This is a genomic window from Sulfitobacter sp. LC.270.F.C4 (genome assembly GCF_032922545.1).
Lineage (GTDB): Bacteria > Pseudomonadota > Alphaproteobacteria > Rhodobacterales > Rhodobacteraceae > Sulfitobacter > Sulfitobacter profundi.
In genome coordinates this window covers 455,630-472,102 of the sequence record NZ_CP136692.1, presented here as the reverse complement: position 1 = coordinate 472,102, position 16,473 = coordinate 455,630, and the positions used below count along the sequence as shown (strand labels likewise).

Here is a 16,473-nt window from a genome sequence, read left to right as displayed (position 1 = left end):
AAGATTACTCGATCCAACCTTGCTCTTTGTAATACTTCTCTGCGCCGGGGTGCAGCGGCGCAGACAGACCGCCCGAGATCATCTCTTCTTGGGTCAGGTTCTCGAACGCCGGGTGCAGACGCTTGAAACGGTCGAAGTTGTCAAAGACAGCTTTCACGACCTGATAGACCACATCGTCATCCACATCAGCGGATGTCACAAAGGTCGCTTTCACGCCGAAGGTTTTGATGTCGCTGTCGGTGCCCTTGTACATGCCGCCCGGCACGGTGGCCTCGGCATAATAGGGGTTGTCGTCGATCAGACCTTGGATCGCATCACCATCCACGGGGATCAGCTTGGCGTCGATGGTCGACACGGCTTCTTGGATGGAACCATTCGGGTGGCCAACGGTGTAGATGATCGCATCCACTTTGTTGTCGCCCAGAGCGGCGGCCTGCTCGGCTGGTTTCAGTTCGGAAGCCAGTGCGAAATCGTCCAGTGTCCAGCCCTTGGCGTCCATCACGACTTCCATGGTGGCGCGCTGACCGGAACCGGGGTTGCCGATGTTGAGGCGCTTGCCTTTGAGGTCGTCGAAGGACTCGATGCCGCTGTCGGCACGGGCGATGACGTTGAACGGCTCACCGTGCACGGAGAAGACCGCGCGCAGGTTGTCGAACTTGTCGCCTTCGAACTGCGAGGAGCCGTTGTAGGCGTGGAACTGCCAGTCGGACTGGGCAACGCCCATATCCATGTCGCCCGCTTTGATCGCGTTGATGTTGGCGATGGACCCACCGGTGGAGGGGGCGGTGCATTTCAGGTTGTGATCCGCTGTGCCGCGGTTCACCAGACGGCAGATCGACTGACCGACGACGAAGTAAACGCCTGTCTGGCCACCGGTGCCGATGGTGATGAACTTTTCCTGCGCCATGGCCGCAGTGCCGGCCACCATGGCACCGGTCATTGCGAGCATTTTGAACATTTTCATAAGATGTCTCCCATTGTTATATTGGTGGCCCACCCTTTAGGCGGACACCATTGCATTCACAAGTAGAGCGCCGCAGCCTTTAGGCAATTGACTGGGCAGGGAAATTTCTAACGCGCCGTTCAGGCCCAAGCAGACATGCCCTTGTGGCGGGAATCCCCGAATTCAGGTTAGGTCGGATTGCCATCGCGATCAATGCAACTCCCTTTCATGGCGCACCCCGGCCCCAAAAGCCTATCCTACACGCTGGGGCAAATCCGGCAAAACCGGCGCGGCGGCAATGAGTGATTTGGTATATTCATGCTGCGGCGCGTCAAAGACCTGCGCTGTCTCTCCGGCCTCTACGATCTTGCCGGACTGCATCACCAGCACCCGGTCCGTCACCGTGCGCACCACCGACAGGTCGTGCGAAATAAAGAGATAGGTCAGATCATAATGGCTGCAAAGCTCGGCCAGCAGATCAAGGATCTGCGCGCGGACTGAGACATCCAGCGCGCTGACCGCCTCGTCGAAAAGGATCAGCTCTGGCCGGATGATCAGCGCGCGGGCAATGGCGATCCGCTGCCGCTGCCCGCCCGAGAATTCGTGAATGTATTTGCGCGCATCTGCGGGGCGCAGCCCCACGGCGGTCAGCGCTTCGTCAATCGCGCGTGTCCGCTCCGCCCCCTGCGGCGCGCTGTCGAGCAGGTGGAAAGGCTCGGTCACCAACCGATCAACCCGGTGGCGCGGATTGAAGCTGCCGAAAGGGTCTTGGAACACCACCTGCATCTTGCGGCGCACCGCAAGGTTCGGCTTTGTCCCGGTAAAGACGGGCTGACCATCGACGGTGATGCTGCCCTCTTGCACCTGTTCCAGACCCAAAATCGCCCGCGTCAGGGTCGATTTGCCGCAACCGGATTCCCCCACCAAGCCCAAACGCTCCCCCCGGTTCAGGGTAAAGCTGAGGTTGTCCACCGCGCGGAACCTGCCGGGCGCACCAAACAGCGTTTTGCGCGGCAGATGATAGTCACGGCAGACGCCCTTGACCTCCAACAGCGGCTGGGGCGCGGGCGGCTTGGGCAGGTTCACCTCATGGCGGGAGGCGTCGAAAAGCATCTTGGTATAGGGGTGGCGCATGTCATGCAGCAGGGTTTGGGTTTCCCCCTGCTCGACGATCTGACCCTTGCGCATGACGATGATGCGGTCGGCCATATCGGCCACGACGGCAAGGTCATGGGTGATCATCAACAGCCCCATGCCGTCTTCGCGCGCCAGACGGGTCAGCAGGGTAAGGATTTGTGCCTGCGTGGTGACATCCAACGCCGTGGTCGGCTCATCGGCGATCAGCAGACGGGGGCGCAGGGCGATGGCGATGGCGATCACCACCCGCTGACGTTGCCCGCCGCTCAACTCATGCGGATAGCGCGACAGGGGGAAGCGATCTTGGGGCAGGCCGACGCGGGTCAAAGTATCGGCGGCGCGGGCCTCGGCCTCGGCGCGGGACACATCGGGTTCATGCACACGGATGGTTTCGGCCACTTGGCGGCCAATGGTCTGCACCGGATTCAGCGCGGTCATCGGCTCTTGAAACACCATGCCGATGTCATTGCCCCGCACGCCGCACAGGGCCGCTTCGCTCATCTGGCTCAGATCATCATCGCCCAGCATGATATGGCCGGTGGTCGTGCCCCCCTTGGGCAGCAGTTGCATTGCCGCCAACGCGGTCATCGACTTGCCCGAGCCGCTTTCCCCGGTCACGGCCACGATCTCTCCCGGTGCGACAGAAAAGGTCACCCCGTCGAGGATGCGCAGCCCGTGGATCGACAGCGAGAGATTGGAGACAGTCAAAAGCGTCATGTGCGTGCCACCCTCAGGCGGGGATCAAGCATGTCCCGCAGCCCGTCACCCATCAAGTTCAACCCCAGAACCGTCAGGATAATCGCGAAACCCGGCATCAAGGCCATATGCGGCGCGATGCTGACCATCGTCTGCGCATCGGCCAACATCCGGCCCCATGACGGCACCGGCGGCTGCGCGCCAAGGCCGACGTAGCTCAGCCCCGCTTCGGCAAGGATACCCAGAGAGAATTGGATGGTCCCCTGCACGATCAGCAGATTGGCGACATTGGGCAGGATATGCTCAGCCGAGATCCGCGCGGCGGATTTGCCCGCGACCCGCGCGGCGAGGATGAATTCACGTTGCCACAAAGACAGCGCCGCCCCGCGTGTGATCCGGGCGAAAACGGGGATGTTAAAGATGCCGATGGCAATGATCGCATTGATCGCCCCGGCGCCAAAGACCGCCGTAATCAGAATGGCGATGACGATGGCCGGAAAGGCAAAGACCAGATCATTGCCACGCATGATGACCTCATCCACGAGGCTCCCGCGCCGCGCAGCCGCCCAAAGGCCCAGCGGTACGCCTGCACCCATGCCGATGCCCACCGCCACCAACGCCACAGCGATAGAGGTGCGCGCGCCGACCATGATCATGCTCAGAATATCGCGCCCGAAATGATCGGTGCCCATGGGATGCGCCATTGAGGGGCTGTGCAGTTTGTTGGCGATGTCGAGCCCGGCATAGTCATAGGGCGTCCAGACAAAGGAAATCAGCGCAGCCAATAGAAAGACCGAAGTCAGCGCAGCACCAAGGATCAAATTGCGGTTCATGTGCGGGCCCTCAGCCGGGGATCGACGGCGGCATAGGCCAGATCGACAAGGAAATTCACCAAGATCACCGAAAAGACCAAGAGCATCACCACCGACTCGACCACGATCAAATCCCGCGCCGAGATCGACTGAAACACCAGCCGCCCAAGGCCCGGCAGGTAAAACACCTGCTCAATGATGATCGACCCGGCCAACAGGAAAGAGAACTGCAGGCCGATGATCGTCAGCACCGGGATCAGCGCATTGCGCAGCCCGTGCCGCCAAAGCGCCTGTCGCGCGGTCAGCCCCTTGGCCCGCGCGGTGCGCATGAAATCTTCGCCCAGAACATCCAGAAGGGCCGAGCGCATGACCCGCGCGAGGATCGCCGCCTGCGGCAAGGCCAGCGCGATGGCAGGCAGGGTCAGCGCATGCAGCCCGGCGAAAAGCCCCTTGTCCCAGCCGACGAAACCGCCTGCCGAAAACCAGCGCAGGTTGATCGAAAAGATCAGCACGAGGATCATGGCGAACCAAAAGTTCGGCACCGCCACGCCCAATTGCGTTGCCCCCATGACGCCAACGTCGCCCGCCCGTCCGCGGCGGGAGGCGGCGTAGATGCCCGCCGGAAAGGCCACGATGACAGAGAGGAAAAGCGCATAAAGCGCCAAGGGCACAGAGACCCAAAGCCGGTCACCGATCATCTCGGTCACCGGGGTGCGATAGGTGTAGGACGTGCCGAAATCGCCGCGCAGCATGCCACCGACCCACTCAAGGTAACGCTCCGGTCGGGACTGATCGAGCCCCAGTTCACTGCGCAGCGCGGCCAGTGTTTCTGGCTGTGCATTCAGGCCCAGCATAAAGGAGGCCGGATCGCCGGGGGCGACCTCGATCACCATAAAGATCACCAGCGACGCGACCGCGAGACTGACGAGCAGGGAGAGAAATCTTTTCAACGCATAGCGCAACATAGCGCGGAGGTTAGGCGGCACGCTCGGGAGGGTCCAGAGCCCGCGTGCAGTTTCCCAGAGGAGAAAGAGAGAAATGCTGAATTTTTAAGGCCCAGGCAGCGCGGGGCCGGGGTGCACATCGAAAGAATCCAGCATTGTGAGCATGTTATGCACTGAAACTGCCGTTTTCCCGTTCCTAATCGCTATGCGCTGGAACCATATCCGTTATGCGGTGTTGTCTTCGGGAGAACAGACAAAACTGGAGAATAAAAATGAAAACGACTTTGAAAACACTTGCGATCGCCGGCCTTCTGGGCACCGTTTCCGCACCCGCCTTCGCCGCTGCTCACATGGACATGGCCACCATGACCTGCGCCCAGTACCAAGAATTGAGCGATGAAGACAAAATGAAAGTCGCTTCCATGGCAATTGCCGAGCTGGAAGATGGCGACCACGGTGGCTCCATGATCACCGAAACCAAAAACGACGGTTCCGAGCCGAGCGACATCTCTGCTGCTGAAGCGACAGACGCTGAAGAAACCGAAGATTCCCTGATCGACGATACAAAAGCCGTCGAAGATTCCGAAGAAGCTGACGAGATGGCCGACACGGAAATGGAGCAGGAAATGGAAGACTTCATGGTCGTCTGTAACCAGAACCCCGACGCGCTGGTAAGCGAAGCCGCAGCAAACCTGCGTGGCAAAGACTAATAGGTCTTCGCATCTAATTAAGAAGGGCGCGCCTCACGGCGCGCCCTTCTTTAATGCTTAAACGCGATCCTATGGATCACTCCGCCCAGCTTACACCGGTCAGGTCGGTGGCCTGCGTGGGCGCGTTTACCCAAAGCCCCTCGACACCCGCCTTGGCAATCGTCGGGAAAGCAAGCTGGAACAGATAGCCGTTCACATAGTCTTCGGCGATCATGCGCTGCGCCTTGGCCAGCATCTCGGTCCGCGCTGCGGGTTCTGCCGTCTTGTTGAACTCGGTTATCAGCGACTGGAACTCAGCATTGTCATATTGGAAGTAATAGTCCGGGTTGGCATAGATGTTGATGTCCATCGGCTCTGTATGGCTGACGATCGACAGACCGAAATCCTTGCCTTTGAACACCGTTTCCAACCACTGTGCCCATTCGACATTGGTGATCTGCGCCTTGATGCCAACTTCGGCCAGCTGGGCTGCGATGATCTCTCCGCCGCGGCGGGCGTAGGATGGGGGCGGCAGGTGCAACGTCGTCTCGAACCCATCGGGGAAACCGGCCTCGGCCAGCAGCGCCTTGGATTTTTCAGGGTCGTAGCTGCTCATCTCAGTCAGATCGACGTAGTCCGGGTTATGCGGCGCGAAATGGGTGCCGATGGGCGTGCCATAACCAAACATTGCCCCATCGATGATTGCCTGACGGTCGATGGCATGGGCCACAGCCTCGCGGACTTTAACGTTATCGAAAGGTTCGCGCTTGTTATTGATCGATAGGATCGTTTCCCCCTCGGTCGAGCCGATCAGCACTTGGAAACGCGGGTCCGCTTCGAACTGGGGGATATTTTCCGGCGCGGGGAAGCCGGTGAAAACATCGACATCCTCGGCCATGACCGAAGCAAAAGCCGCTGTCGGGTCCGAGATGAACTTGAAGGTCGCGCTGGCCAGCGCGGGCGCCTCGCCCCAATAGTCGTCATTCCGGGTCAGAGTGATCTTGTCGCCCTGATTCCAGTTCTCAAACTTGAACGCGCCTGTGCCAATCGGGGTTTGCTTGATCGCCTCAACCGTTTCAGGTGCGACGATCACCGCGTCGCCCCAAGCGAGGTTGAACAGCATGTTGCCATTCGGTTCGCTCAGTTTGACCTCAACGGTCTGCGGGTCAATGACGTTCACTTCGGAAATTGCGGCATAGAGCGCCTTTTGCGCGTTGGCGCTGTCTTCGGCGTTGATCCGGTCGAGGGTGAATTTCACGTCCTCGGCGTCCATCGTGGTGCCATCGTGAAAGGTGACCCCCTCGCGCAGCTTGAACGTATAGGTCAGCCCGTCTTCGGAAATCTCCCAGGACTCAGCCAAGCCCGGCACGACAGAGCCATCGCCCATGAAACGGGTCAGCCCTTCGAAGACATTGGTATAAAGCACCGAGTCGATGGCCCCGGCCGCGGCAGAGGTCGGATCAAGGTGCGGCGGCTCAAGCTGCATGGCGACGGTGATGTCGTCCTTGGCGAAGGCGCTGGTGGCGGCGACAACCAATGCAGCACTGGCCACACCGGTCATCAAACGGTTCAAACGGTTCATGAAGTTCTCCCATATTGGCGTATTTTTTTGCGAGGCTAGCCAAAAGCCGCGCGACGCGCCAGCCTTCGTTGCCAAGCCCGCGCGAGAAGGGTATCGCGGGTGCTTTGCACGGGCGCGCTGCGCATCGGACCGCCCGTGAGAAGGCATTAGGAGAACGTCATGGCCAGGCTGGGGATTGATTTTGGAACGTCCAACACCGCGGCGGGCATCGCCGTCAACGGCACCCCGCAACTGATCGCACTAGAGGCCGAGGCGCAGACCCTGCCGACGGCGGTATTTTTTGATTTCGAAGCGCGTGAAATGCGGATCGGCGCCGCCGCCTCTGACGCGCTGCTGGCCGGGGCCGAGGGCCGTTATATGCGCGGGCTGAAAAGCCTGCTTGGCACCCGGCTGATGCGCGAGCGGCGGGTGCTTTTAGGTGAACGGCTGGACTTTATCGACATCGTGGCGCGGTTTCTGGCGCGGGTGAAAACGCAAGCCGAAGCCGCCACGGGGATGCAGTTCGACACAGCACTCTCTGGCCGTCCGGTGCGCTTTCATTCAGCCGATGACGCGCGCGATGCGCAAGCGCTGACAGACCTGCGCGAGGCCTATGGCCGGGCCGGTTTCGACCATGTGGATTTCATGAACGAACCCGAAGCCGCCGCGCTTGCCAACCGCGCCGCGCTGCGACCGGGGGATCTGGGGCTGGTGATCGATATCGGCGGCGGCACCTCTGATTTCACGCTTTTCCGCCAGCGCGGGAATGATGAGATCGACATTTTGGAAAGCCACGGCATCCGCCTTGGCGGGACCGATTTTGACCGGTCCTTGTCCATCGGGCGGGTGATGCCGCAGCTTGGGATGGGCAGCGAAATTCGCCATGCTTTCGGAGGCGACACCCACATCGCGCCCAATGCGATCTTCAACGATCTGGCCACTTGGGCGAAAATTCCGTTTCTCTACGGCGCTGACACCCGCAAGGCGGCGGCGGAATTGCATAAGTTTGCCGAACACCCCAAGCGTCTGGCACGATTGGTTAAAGTGCTTGATGAAGAGCTTGGTCATGATCTTGCTTTCGCCGTCGAAGCGGGCAAAATCCGCGCCAATGGCGCATGGGCCGAGGGGGATGCAGAGCCGGTGATCGACGTGTCGATGCTCAAACCCCGCGCGACTTTGCCCCTGCCCCGTGACTGGATGCGCAAGCGGCTTTCGAAACTGGCCGCACAGATGGGGGATGCAGCGGAGACGACAGCGCGGAACGCAGGCATCGCGCCCGGCGCCGTGGACCGGCTGATCTTTGTCGGCGGGTCGAGCCTGATGGAGGTGGTCGAGGCCGAAATGCGCACACGCTTTCCGCACGCGGAAGGGCATCGGGGGGCGGCGCTGACGGCTATTGTCGAGGGGTTGGCGTTGAGTGCCGGTGGGGGAGAACGCGGCTGATCCGTCTGATTGAGGGTGCGGGATCGGTATTTAAGAAAGGATGAAGTTGAAGGGGGGGGACGCTCCCCCCCGGTGGGGGCGAGATTGGCGGGGCGTTGTTGTTTGGGGCGCGCGGATTAAGCAGCCTGGGGCTTTTTACTGTGCAGGGGGCTTCGGCGGGCTATGTTCATCATGTCCATGAATTTCAGGAAGAACGCGAATGGCCCCACTGATCCAGAAAAAGCCCCCTACCTCTGCCGTGCAGGAAGAGGCGGAAGAACGCTCTGTCAGTGAGGCGGCGGCGCTGTCGCCCAAGCTGATCTATGAGGTGATCCGGCGCGAGGGGCGCGATGAGTTGAACCGCACCAACCGGTCGTTGATCTGGTCGGGGATATCTGCGGGGATGCTGATCAGTCTTTCGGTCTTGGGGGAAGCGATTTTCCGAACCTATTTGCCAGATGCAGGCTGGCGTTTTCTGCTGGAGAACCTCGGCTATTCATTGGGGTTCATCGCGGTCATCATGGGCCGGATGCAGTTGTTTACCGAAAACACCATCACCACGGTCTTGCCCCTGATGCAGGAACGTAGCCTGAATATTCTGTGCAGGCTCATGCGGCTTTGGGCCGTTGTGCTGGGGGCCAATGTGATCGGGGCCTTCGCGGCGGCCGCGCTGTTTATTTATACGCCCGCCATCCCGGCGGAGGTTTTGCCCGCCATCATCAGCCTTTCGGAACACGCGACGGGCATGCCGGCGGCGGAGGGGTTTTGGCGGGCCATTCCGGCGGGGGTCATCGTGGCATTGATCGTCTGGATGCTGCCCGAAGCGGATGAGGCGGCGTTTTTCCTGATCCTGACCTTTACCTGGCTTATTGCTGCGGGGGATTTCACCCATATCGTCGCCGGGTCAGTCGAGATGGCAGCGCTCATTCTGCATGGCGGGCTGGGGCTTGGTCAGGCGATCTTTGGCTTCTTCCTGCCGGTGCTTGTCGGCAACATCATCGGTGGCACGTTGATCTTCACCCTTGTTGCTTGGGGGCAGGTCCGCGACGATGTGGAGGACAGCTAACGCGAAGCGGTTCCGGTTTTGGCCGGGGCCGAATTGAAAGGATTGGCATTCGTGCTGCGCAGACCTCCGACCCGACCGGCGATCTATTGGGACGCTTTCAAGGCGAGCCTAAAGCAAGCGGCCGACGATAACCTTGCGTTGATCTCGGCCGGGGTGGCGTTTTTCGCGATGCTGTCGTTGTTTCCCGCGCTGGCGGCGCTGATTGCGCTTTTGGGGCTGATCTCGGACCCTGTTGTGGTCATTGCCCAGTTGGAGGATGTGCGCGGGCTGCTGCCGGATGATGTCTATGACATTATCAATACGCAGGTGACCGGGCTGGTTACCGCGCGGGCCGATACCTTGGGTTGGGCCGGTATTGTATCGCTGCTGGTGGCGCTGTGGTCTGCGCGGGCCGGTGTGGGTGCGATGGTGATCGGTCTGAACGCTGTCTATAACGAGCGCAACCGCAATGCTGCGAAACATTACCTGCATGCCTTGATGTTGACGGTGAGCCTTGTGGGGGTCGGGATCGTGGCGCTGCTGGCGGTGGTGGTCGCGCCCATCATTCTGGCGTTCATCCCGCTTGGCCCCTTTGGCAACGCCGTGGCCGACCTGCTGCGCTGGACCGTTGCGACGGCGGTTTTGTTTGCCGGTGTGGGTGTGCTTTACCGTTTCGGGCCGAACCGGCGCGCGGCGCGATTGCCTTGGCTTAGCAGCGGGGCGATTTTGGCGGTGATGTCTTGGGCGGTGCTTTCGATCGGGTTTTCCTATTACGTCGCCAATTTCGGCAACTACAATCAGGTCTATGGCTCGATCGGGGCTGTGATTGCGATGTTGGTCTGGCTTTGGATCAGCAGTTTTCTGATCCTATTCGGCGCGGCCCTGAACGCGCAGGTCGAACGCCGGACGCGCCCGGACAGCACCATCGGCCCGGCCAAACCGCGCGGGCAACGTGGGGCCGAGGCCGCAGATACCTTTATCGATATCACGCAAGAGTAGCTGTTAAAGCAGGGGGCGCTTTTGGCGACCCTCAAGTTCGGTCACCCCCGCTTTCGCCAAGGCGGCGAGGTCGTTGATCTGAAGCACCCTGTCGGACCACGAAAGCAACTGGCGTTCTTTCAGGGCACCGAGGGTTTTGTTGGTGTGCACCACCGACAGGCCAAGCGCATCGGCCAGATCGCGTTGTGAATAGGGCAGCAGCATCTGGTTGTGGGTGACCATCCCCAGCGACTGGCCACGTTCGAAAATCTTGACCATCGCCCAAGCGATGGCCTGCATCGCGGTGCGTTGGCCAATGGTGGCAAGGACTTCGCCCATGAAATGCTCTTCGATCGCGGCCAACCAAGTGATATCAAAGGCGCGTTCGGGGTGGTTTTTGAAGAAATTCCAGAACTCGCTGCGGTTGAAAACGCAAAGCCGCATATGGGTCCGGGCTTCGACGGAATGGCCCATTTCACCCATGATGCCTGCCTGCAGGCCGATGAAATCGCCGGGGAAGACAAAGCTGATGACCTGCCGGTTGCCGTTTTCCAAGGTCTTGTCGCGGATGCCCATCCCGGTCAGGGCCGTGTAAAGCTGGGGTGAGTTTGACCCCTCAAGCAGGATCGGCGTGCCCGGCTCAACCGTCAGCTCACCGGACTTGAACTTCTCCATGAAGTTCACTTCATCTTTCGACATCGGCAGGAAGGCATCTTTGCGACGGAGAGGGCAATAGCGGCATTGTGTCGTCATCAGATAAAATTTGCCTTCTTATGTCTTAGTTTAATGCGCCCTCGTGGCGCGCCCCCTAAATCGACAACTTTGCTAACCCGGGGGAAGACCATGTCGATTTTGATCTACGAACCGGACCCGTTGGTCTGTTCAGACATAAATGAAACGCTTTCTGCTGCGTTTCCGCAATCGCAAATTCGCGTTTTAGAGACGTTTGATCTCAGCAAGCTGGTGGAGAACATCGACAACATCGAATTCGCGGTTCTGTCGCTGCGGCGCGATCAGTTGCACCAGCATCTGTCGGATCTGTCGAACCTGCGGGAGTGGTTTCCGATCGTCTGTATCATGAACGATACGCCCCGACTGGCGGAGGCCGAAAGGAGGCTCAGGTTCATCACCCGCCCCTTTTCCAGTGGCAATCTGCTCAGCGCTGTTAACGGCGCGCTTTCTGACCCGCGGTTATGCCAGCCAGAAATGCCATGACCAAGTTCTTGAGACCGTCATGTTCGGTCGCTGAGGGGTCTTCCTGACGGGGGGCCTGAGCGGCGGGAGCGCGATCGGATCCGGCCATGGCAAGCAAGAGAAAACCAACACCGAAATAGACCGCGCCGAGGATCAGCGCGGCGGTGAGCGCTGTGGTGACGGTGATGAGATAAAGCCATGCCGCAAGCGTGAGAAACAGCAGCCCGATCAGCAGAAAGAGCGCGGCCCCGGCGCTGAGCATCGCGGTGCGCAGCGCACGTCGCAGGGAGCCGCGCAGATGGTTCATCACCGAGGAAAGCATCTTAGCGGCGGGCCGTCACAAGACCGACAAGGAAACCGATGCCTGCGGCGATGCCGAGGGCGGTACCGGGCTGGGCTTGCAGGAATTCCTCGGCTTGCTTTTGGGCCTCCATCGCCTTCAGGCGCCCTGTGTCGGCAAAATCATTCGCCGCGTTGCGGGCGTTGTCGCGCATCTCTTCCGACTTGGCCTTGCCGTATTCGCCCAGGGTTTCGGTCAGCGATGCGATGTCTTTTTTAAGAAGCGCGATCTGATCCGACAGATCGTCGATGGTCAGATCTTTTGCGGCAGCGGTCGGGGTCTTGGCCATGTGGGCCTCCTGAATGTTTGACTGACGATAGGCAGCGCGGGCGCTGAATGCAAAGGGTTCCCTGCGCAAAGCAAAGCGCGGGGAACCCTGTTTTTCTGGCCCGGTTTAGGCGTTGAGCGTTTCCGTGGAGGAAAAGAACATCGCTTGCGAGACAGCCGAGACGACCTGATCGACCGAGTAAGGTTTGGAGATCAGGAAGGCGGGCTCTGGCTTGTCGCCGGTCAACAAACGCTCGGGGAAGGCGGTGATAAAGATCACCGGACGCATGCCCAGTTCGTTCAGCAGGTCGTTCACCGCATCGATGCCCGAAGAGTTATCGGCCAGCTGGATATCGGCGAGGATCAGGTCAGGCACATCGGCCTTGCCTAGTTTCACCGCTTCATCACGGGTGCGGGCGATGCCGGTTACCCGGTGGCCCATCTCGGCGACGATGGATTCAATGTCCATCGCGATGATGGCTTCGTCTTCGATGATCATCACCGAACCAGAGGTGCTGTCGGCCATTTCGCGGTGTGCGATCTGGATCAGCTCATCGGCCTCGGCCTCATCCACGCCAATGATCTTGGCGATTTCACCATGCGAAAAGCCTTCGATCGTGTGCAGCAGCAGCGCTTCGCGGCTGTTGTTGGTCAAGCTCGACAGATGCCGCTGCGCCTTGGCGCGGGGGCCGCTTTCGCCTTCTTCCACCGGGGCACCTGCGCTGGCCCAGATGCCGTACAAAACCTTGAAAAGACCCGTCTTTGTGTCTACTCCATCGAGCACCGAGCGATCAACCAGGATGGCTTCCAGCGCCGCCGCGGCGAAGGTGTCACCACTGGTCTGGCTGCCAGTCATCGCCCGCGCGAACCGGCGAAGGTAGGGGATATTGGCACCCAGTTCATCGCTGATGCTGGTCTTTTGTGTCGCATCGTTCATCTAGTCGAATCCTTTTTTACTTTTCTTGGAACCAAACACGTCGACATTGTGTTTGGTTCCAGTATGCGTACATAATTATTCAAACGAGACGACGATGCCAGAGGTGATGTTAGTGAATTCAGGAAACAAGGACGAGCGCGAGCGCGTCATCGACGACAACCTCAAGCGTGTCTTCGATGAGACGCTCGATGAAGGCATCCCTGATCGTTTCAAGGATCTGCTTCAGAAGTTGAAGGAACAGGATTCAGAAAAAGGAACGTCATAATGACCCGTCCCGATCCGCGCGACGAGCTGGTAGAACATCTGCCGGCCATGCGGGCCTTTGCCATCAGCCTGACACGCAATGGTGCCACGGCAGACGACATGGTGCAGGATACCTTGGTCAAGGCGTGGACCAACATCGAAAAGTTCCAAGAGGGCACGAACATGCGTGCTTGGCTCTTCACGATCCTGCGGAACACCTACTATTCCTCGCGCCGCAAGGCGAAACGTGAAGTCTCAGACGTGGATGGCGTGTTGACCGACGGGCTGGCCGAAAAGCCCGCACATGATGGTCACATGCAGATGACGGATTTCCGCAAGGCGCTTGCCCTGCTGAAGGATGAGCAACGCGAAGCGCTGCTTCTTGTGGGGGCCTCTGGCTTCTCCTACGAGGAAGCTGCAGACATGTGTGGCGTTGCCGTAGGCACCATCAAAAGCCGCACCAACCGGGCTCGTGCCCGCCTTGCTGAACTGCTGGGTCACCATGACGACGAGTCGCTTGAAATGACCGATGACGCGACAATGTCAGTCCTATCCGCTTCTAAAGTTTCTTCTTTCTAAATATGACGTCTGGCTTCTTCAGTGGTGATCTGATGCGTGGGCTGACGATCCGTATTTTGCTGTTTCTGTCTCTCGCGCTTTTGCCCATCGGGCTGATCGCGGTTGTGCAGACACGGCAGATTGCGGATCAAAGCCGCCAAAGCGCAGAGCTATCGCTGATCGCCGTCACAGAACAGGCCTCCGCTGCGGAACGCCGGGTGATCCAAGAGGCTTTCGGCGCCGCCGAAGCGCTCACCTCGATCGTGCGTCTCAGGCGGGACGACCCAGAGGAATGCACCGCCTTCCTTAAGGAATATAAACAAGCGTCAGACATCTATTCGCTTGTGGGTTTCATCGGGCTAGACGGGAAAATGACCTGCTCCTCCACGGGGCAGGATCATGACTTTTCCGAGGATGAGAACTTTCAAACACTGGTGGAAACACCGGTCCGTCGTGCGATGCCGGTGTTGCAAGGGGCGGTCAGCAATCAGATGGTCACGCTGATCAACGCGCCGGTCTACGAAGAGCGCGAATTGATCGGCTTCATGGCGCTCAGCATTCCCGAAGACGCCATCAACGCGATACGCGAACCCAAGAGCAAACACAGCAGCGTCGCGATGATGACCCTCAACAAGATGGGCCACATCCTGACCACGGAAAACGGGCTGGCCGTTGCCAAAAAGGAATACCCCAGCGATGTCGCCTTGTCGCTGTTGACCACCAAAGAACCCAACGTCTTCCTTTCAGAGAATTTCGATGGCCAAGACCGCGCCTATGTGATCGTCCCAATCGTGCCAGACACGGTCTTTGCGCTGAGCGTATGGCCCAAAAACACCCCGTTTCTGGACACGGGCGTTTCCACCCGCCTGAGCGCGCTTTTGCCCATCGTCATGTGGCTGGCCAGCTTGATCGTGGCCTTCTGGGCGTTGAACCGGCTGGCGATCAACCACATTCGCAAGCTTGGCCGGCAGATGCGTCGCTTTGCGCTGAACCGCACCCTGCCGCGCGGTACGCTTGGCCCCTCGGTGCCCACCGAATTGGTCGAGATGGAATCCGCTTTTGTCGGCATGGCGGAATTGATCCTGCGAGATGAGGCGACGCTCGAAGACAGCCTTCGGCAAAAGAACATCCTGCTGAAAGAGGTCCACCACCGGGTCAAAAACAACCTTCAGCTTATCTCGTCGATCATGAACATGCAGATCCGGCAGGCCAAAAGCGAAGACGCGCGTTTTGTTCTGCGGCGCTTGCAGGATCGTATCCTCAGCCTCGCCACCGTGCACAAGAACCTCTACCAGAATGACGATCTGGTGCGGGTCAACGCCAGCGAACTGCTGAACGAGATTGTAGGCCAGATGCTATCGGTCGGGCTGGCCTCTGGTTCGGGCGTGCAGGTTGAGCAATCCTTTGAGCCGATCAAGATTGACGCCGACGATGCGGCCCCCCTCACCCTGCTGGTGTCAGAGGCGCTGACCAACGCGCTGAAATACGTCTCGACGGTCGAACATGGCAAAGGGTTCATTTCGCTCAAGCTGATCCAGACCGGGCCGGAACAGGCGATGATTGAAGTCCGCAACACCATCGGCAACCCCGAAGAGGTGAAATCCGGCACCGGGCTCGGCTCTCGTTTGATCCTTGCCTTTACCCGCCAGTTGAACGGTCAGGTCGAGATTGAAACCACGGAGGGCGTATATCAAATCCGGGTTAATTTCCACGTCCCGACCGACAGCAAGATGATCTACGACTACTGACGCGCTATCGGTCAGCGGAATCTGGCCGGAAACGTGGCCCGCAGGTCACAGACTCGTTATAGGCGAAAAATTTGTCGGAACCCTTTGGCTTGCGCGCGGTTGAGCACCTGAAACGCAGTGCAAAAAGGAGCACGGAGATGACCACAGAGCTCTTTCTCGGCGGTCTGACCATCCTGACCTTAGCCGCGGTCATCATCTTGGCCCTCACTACGGGCCGACGGGAACTTCATCCGGATGAGGACCGTGCCGGGCGCGACAAACAGCAACCGGAGACCCAAAGGTCGAACTACCGGTCAGACTACTAAGACCTGACACCCCTATCGACCGCCCCGAGCAGAACGCTCGGGGCGGTCGATATTTATACGGTGCCTTTTAGAAGCTGGGCGGCGTGCAGGCGCTGACAATCTCACAAGGGTCAGTGCCAATATTGCGGAACCGATGTGGCAGGCGGCTGTCGAACAGGTAGCCATCCCCGGCGTTCAACAGGCTGACTGCGCCGTCGACCGTCACCTCTATGCTGCCGCGCACCACCACGCCCGCTTCTTCGCCCTCATGGCTCAGAAACTCCGGCCCGGTATCCGCGCCGGGCTCATAGGTTTCATGCAGCACCTGAAGCGCGTGATGCGCGGCATTGCCCAATTGGCGCAGCGATACGCCGCCCTGATGGCTTGGCGAAATCTCGGTCAGTTCCTGCGCGCGGTAGAAAACCTTGGCGCTGTCGTCCTCCTCAAGGATCGAGAAGAACTCCGCCATGCTGATGGGAATCGCGTCCAGCAGGCTTTTCAGCGATGCGACTGATGGGCTCGTCCGGTTCTTTTCGATCAGCGAGATCGTGCCATTGGTCAGCCCGGCCTTGGCCGCAAGCTCACGTTGGGACAACCCATGTTTCTTGCGGATCGCTCTAAGTTTATCGCCGACGTTCAATGACTTGTCCTTTGTGGGCATCGGCGTTGCGACCG

At 59.6% G+C, this 16,473-nt stretch carries 19 protein-coding genes; 9 read left to right on the top strand and 10 right to left on the bottom strand.

Going from position 1 to position 16,473, the window contains the following annotated elements; translation table 11 throughout:
* Window positions 1–4: 4 nt before the first annotated feature.
* The 4 genes from R1T45_RS06095 to R1T45_RS06080 all read right to left on the bottom strand — a co-directional run bounded on the left by R1T45_RS06095 (window position 5) and on the right by R1T45_RS06080 (window position 4,553).
* The gene (locus R1T45_RS06095) at window positions 5–964 is read right to left on the bottom strand and encodes a TAXI family TRAP transporter solute-binding subunit (RefSeq protein WP_317390404.1); all 960 of its coding nucleotides are present in this window, start codon (window positions 962–964) and stop codon (window positions 5–7) included.
* A gap of 231 nt (window positions 965–1,195) precedes the next feature.
* Window positions 1,196–2,797, bottom strand: coding sequence for a dipeptide ABC transporter ATP-binding protein (locus R1T45_RS06090; protein ID WP_317390403.1), 1,602 nt, complete (start codon window positions 2,795–2,797; stop codon window positions 1,196–1,198).
* Entirely contained in the window at window positions 2,794–3,609 is an 816-nt protein-coding gene (locus tag R1T45_RS06085; RefSeq protein WP_317390402.1) for an ABC transporter permease, read from the bottom strand. The genes R1T45_RS06090 and R1T45_RS06085 overlap by 4 nt, the downstream gene beginning before the upstream one ends.
* Window positions 3,606–4,553, bottom strand: coding sequence for an ABC transporter permease (locus R1T45_RS06080; RefSeq protein ID WP_317391040.1), 948 nt, complete (start codon window positions 4,551–4,553; stop codon window positions 3,606–3,608). The genes R1T45_RS06085 and R1T45_RS06080 overlap by 4 nt, the downstream gene beginning before the upstream one ends.
* A gap of 251 nt (window positions 4,554–4,804) precedes the next feature.
* Here R1T45_RS06080 and R1T45_RS06075 point away from each other — a divergent pair, with 251 nt between their 5' ends.
* Entirely contained in the window at window positions 4,805–5,242 is a 438-nt protein-coding gene (locus R1T45_RS06075) for an HdeA/HdeB family chaperone (RefSeq protein WP_120349853.1), read from the top strand.
* 76 nt (window positions 5,243–5,318) lie between these two features.
* Here R1T45_RS06075 and R1T45_RS06070 read toward each other — a convergent pair whose 3' ends face one another.
* Window positions 5,319–6,803, bottom strand: a complete 1,485-nt coding sequence (locus R1T45_RS06070) for an ABC transporter substrate-binding protein (protein ID WP_317390401.1) — start codon at window positions 6,801–6,803, stop codon at window positions 5,319–5,321.
* Between the two features lie 159 nt (window positions 6,804–6,962).
* Between R1T45_RS06070 and R1T45_RS06065 the strand changes: the two genes are divergently transcribed.
* The 3 genes from R1T45_RS06065 (at window position 6,963) to R1T45_RS06055 (ending at window position 10,248) form a co-directional block, all read left to right on the top strand.
* Window positions 6,963–8,225 carry an Hsp70 family protein gene (locus R1T45_RS06065; protein WP_317390400.1) on the top strand — a complete coding sequence of 421 codons (1,263 nt, stop codon included), beginning with the start codon at window positions 6,963–6,965 and terminating at the stop codon, window positions 8,223–8,225.
* Between the two features lie 199 nt (window positions 8,226–8,424).
* Window positions 8,425–9,270 (top strand): formate/nitrite transporter family protein, encoded by an 846-nt coding sequence (locus R1T45_RS06060; RefSeq protein ID WP_067623994.1) that lies wholly within the window; start codon window positions 8,425–8,427, stop codon window positions 9,268–9,270.
* A 51-nt stretch (window positions 9,271–9,321) separates the two neighbouring features.
* Window positions 9,322–10,248: a YihY/virulence factor BrkB family protein gene (locus R1T45_RS06055; RefSeq protein WP_067623992.1), complete on the top strand. Its 927-nt coding sequence runs from the start codon at window positions 9,322–9,324 to the stop codon at window positions 10,246–10,248.
* A 3-nt stretch (window positions 10,249–10,251) separates the two neighbouring features.
* Here R1T45_RS06055 and R1T45_RS06050 read toward each other — a convergent pair whose 3' ends face one another.
* Entirely contained in the window at window positions 10,252–10,980 is a 729-nt protein-coding gene (locus R1T45_RS06050; RefSeq protein WP_067623991.1) for a Crp/Fnr family transcriptional regulator, read from the bottom strand.
* A gap of 90 nt (window positions 10,981–11,070) precedes the next feature.
* Here R1T45_RS06050 and R1T45_RS06045 point away from each other — a divergent pair, with 90 nt between their 5' ends.
* Complete coding sequence (locus R1T45_RS06045) at window positions 11,071–11,442, top strand: hypothetical protein (RefSeq protein ID WP_150120001.1); 372 nt, start codon at window positions 11,071–11,073, stop codon at window positions 11,440–11,442.
* Here R1T45_RS06045 and R1T45_RS06040 read toward each other — a convergent pair.
* From R1T45_RS06040 to R1T45_RS06030, 3 genes are all read right to left on the bottom strand, one after another.
* Window positions 11,393–11,728, bottom strand: coding sequence for a phage holin family protein (locus R1T45_RS06040; RefSeq protein ID WP_120352111.1), 336 nt, complete (start codon window positions 11,726–11,728; stop codon window positions 11,393–11,395). The two genes, R1T45_RS06045 and R1T45_RS06040, sit on opposite strands and share 50 nt — an antisense overlap.
* A 16-nt stretch (window positions 11,729–11,744) precedes the next feature.
* The gene (locus R1T45_RS06035) at window positions 11,745–12,050 is read right to left on the bottom strand and encodes a YqjD family protein (protein WP_067623987.1); all 306 of its coding nucleotides are present in this window, start codon (window positions 12,048–12,050) and stop codon (window positions 11,745–11,747) included.
* Between the two features lie 105 nt (window positions 12,051–12,155).
* Window positions 12,156–12,965 (bottom strand): response regulator, encoded by an 810-nt coding sequence (locus R1T45_RS06030; RefSeq protein WP_067623984.1) that lies wholly within the window; start codon window positions 12,963–12,965, stop codon window positions 12,156–12,158.
* A 94-nt stretch (window positions 12,966–13,059) separates the two neighbouring features.
* Between R1T45_RS06030 and R1T45_RS06025 the strand changes: the two genes are divergently transcribed.
* From R1T45_RS06025 to R1T45_RS06010, 4 genes are all read left to right on the top strand, one after another.
* Window positions 13,060–13,230: a NepR family anti-sigma factor gene (locus R1T45_RS06025; protein WP_201722086.1), complete on the top strand. Its 171-nt coding sequence runs from the start codon at window positions 13,060–13,062 to the stop codon at window positions 13,228–13,230.
* Window positions 13,230–13,787 (top strand): RNA polymerase sigma factor, encoded by a 558-nt coding sequence (locus R1T45_RS06020; RefSeq protein WP_067623982.1) that lies wholly within the window; start codon window positions 13,230–13,232, stop codon window positions 13,785–13,787. The genes R1T45_RS06025 and R1T45_RS06020 overlap by 1 nt, the downstream gene beginning before the upstream one ends.
* Before the next feature lie 32 nt (window positions 13,788–13,819).
* Window positions 13,820–15,514, top strand: a complete 1,695-nt coding sequence (locus R1T45_RS06015) for a sensor histidine kinase (protein ID WP_317390399.1) — start codon at window positions 13,820–13,822, stop codon at window positions 15,512–15,514.
* 137 nt (window positions 15,515–15,651) lie between these two features.
* Window positions 15,652–15,819 (top strand): hypothetical protein, encoded by a 168-nt coding sequence (locus R1T45_RS06010; RefSeq protein ID WP_165935537.1) that lies wholly within the window; start codon window positions 15,652–15,654, stop codon window positions 15,817–15,819.
* 67 nt (window positions 15,820–15,886) lie between these two features.
* Here R1T45_RS06010 and R1T45_RS06005 read toward each other — a convergent pair whose 3' ends face one another.
* Window positions 15,887–16,438, bottom strand: coding sequence for a cupin domain-containing protein (locus R1T45_RS06005; RefSeq protein ID WP_067623976.1), 552 nt, complete (start codon window positions 16,436–16,438; stop codon window positions 15,887–15,889).
* Window positions 16,439–16,473 lie beyond the last annotated feature (35 nt).

Excerpts from the sequence above, each read along its gene's own strand:
- R1T45_RS06090 (WP_317390403.1), bottom strand. The coding sequence starts at position 2,797 with ATGACGCTTTTGACTGTCTCCAATCTCTCGCTGTCGATCCACGGGCTG.
- R1T45_RS06040 (WP_120352111.1), bottom strand. The coding sequence starts at position 11,728 with ATGAACCATCTGCGCGGCTCCCTGCGACGTGCGCTGCGCACCGCGATG.
- R1T45_RS06085 (WP_317390402.1), bottom strand. The coding sequence starts at position 3,609 with ATGAACCGCAATTTGATCCTTGGTGCTGCGCTGACTTCGGTCTTTCTA.
- R1T45_RS06050 (WP_067623991.1), bottom strand. The coding sequence starts at position 10,980 with ATGACGACACAATGCCGCTATTGCCCTCTCCGTCGCAAAGATGCCTTC.
- R1T45_RS06045 (WP_150120001.1), top strand. The coding sequence starts at position 11,071 with ATGTCGATTTTGATCTACGAACCGGACCCGTTGGTCTGTTCAGACATA.
- R1T45_RS06095 (WP_317390404.1), bottom strand. The coding sequence starts at position 964 with ATGAAAATGTTCAAAATGCTCGCAATGACCGGTGCCATGGTGGCCGGC.
- R1T45_RS06035 (WP_067623987.1), bottom strand. The coding sequence starts at position 12,050 with ATGGCCAAGACCCCGACCGCTGCCGCAAAAGATCTGACCATCGACGAT.
- R1T45_RS06065 (WP_317390400.1), top strand. The coding sequence starts at position 6,963 with ATGGCCAGGCTGGGGATTGATTTTGGAACGTCCAACACCGCGGCGGGC.
- R1T45_RS06020 (WP_067623982.1), top strand. The coding sequence starts at position 13,230 with ATGACCCGTCCCGATCCGCGCGACGAGCTGGTAGAACATCTGCCGGCC.
- R1T45_RS06060 (WP_067623994.1), top strand. The coding sequence starts at position 8,425 with ATGGCCCCACTGATCCAGAAAAAGCCCCCTACCTCTGCCGTGCAGGAA.
- R1T45_RS06025 (WP_201722086.1), top strand. The coding sequence starts at position 13,060 with ATGCCAGAGGTGATGTTAGTGAATTCAGGAAACAAGGACGAGCGCGAG.
- R1T45_RS06010 (WP_165935537.1), top strand. The coding sequence starts at position 15,652 with ATGACCACAGAGCTCTTTCTCGGCGGTCTGACCATCCTGACCTTAGCC.
- R1T45_RS06015 (WP_317390399.1), top strand. The coding sequence starts at position 13,820 with ATGCGTGGGCTGACGATCCGTATTTTGCTGTTTCTGTCTCTCGCGCTT.
- R1T45_RS06070 (WP_317390401.1), bottom strand. The coding sequence starts at position 6,803 with ATGAACCGTTTGAACCGTTTGATGACCGGTGTGGCCAGTGCTGCATTG.
- R1T45_RS06030 (WP_067623984.1), bottom strand. The coding sequence starts at position 12,965 with ATGAACGATGCGACACAAAAGACCAGCATCAGCGATGAACTGGGTGCC.
- R1T45_RS06080 (WP_317391040.1), bottom strand. The coding sequence starts at position 4,553 with ATGTTGCGCTATGCGTTGAAAAGATTTCTCTCCCTGCTCGTCAGTCTC.
- R1T45_RS06075 (WP_120349853.1), top strand. The coding sequence starts at position 4,805 with ATGAAAACGACTTTGAAAACACTTGCGATCGCCGGCCTTCTGGGCACC.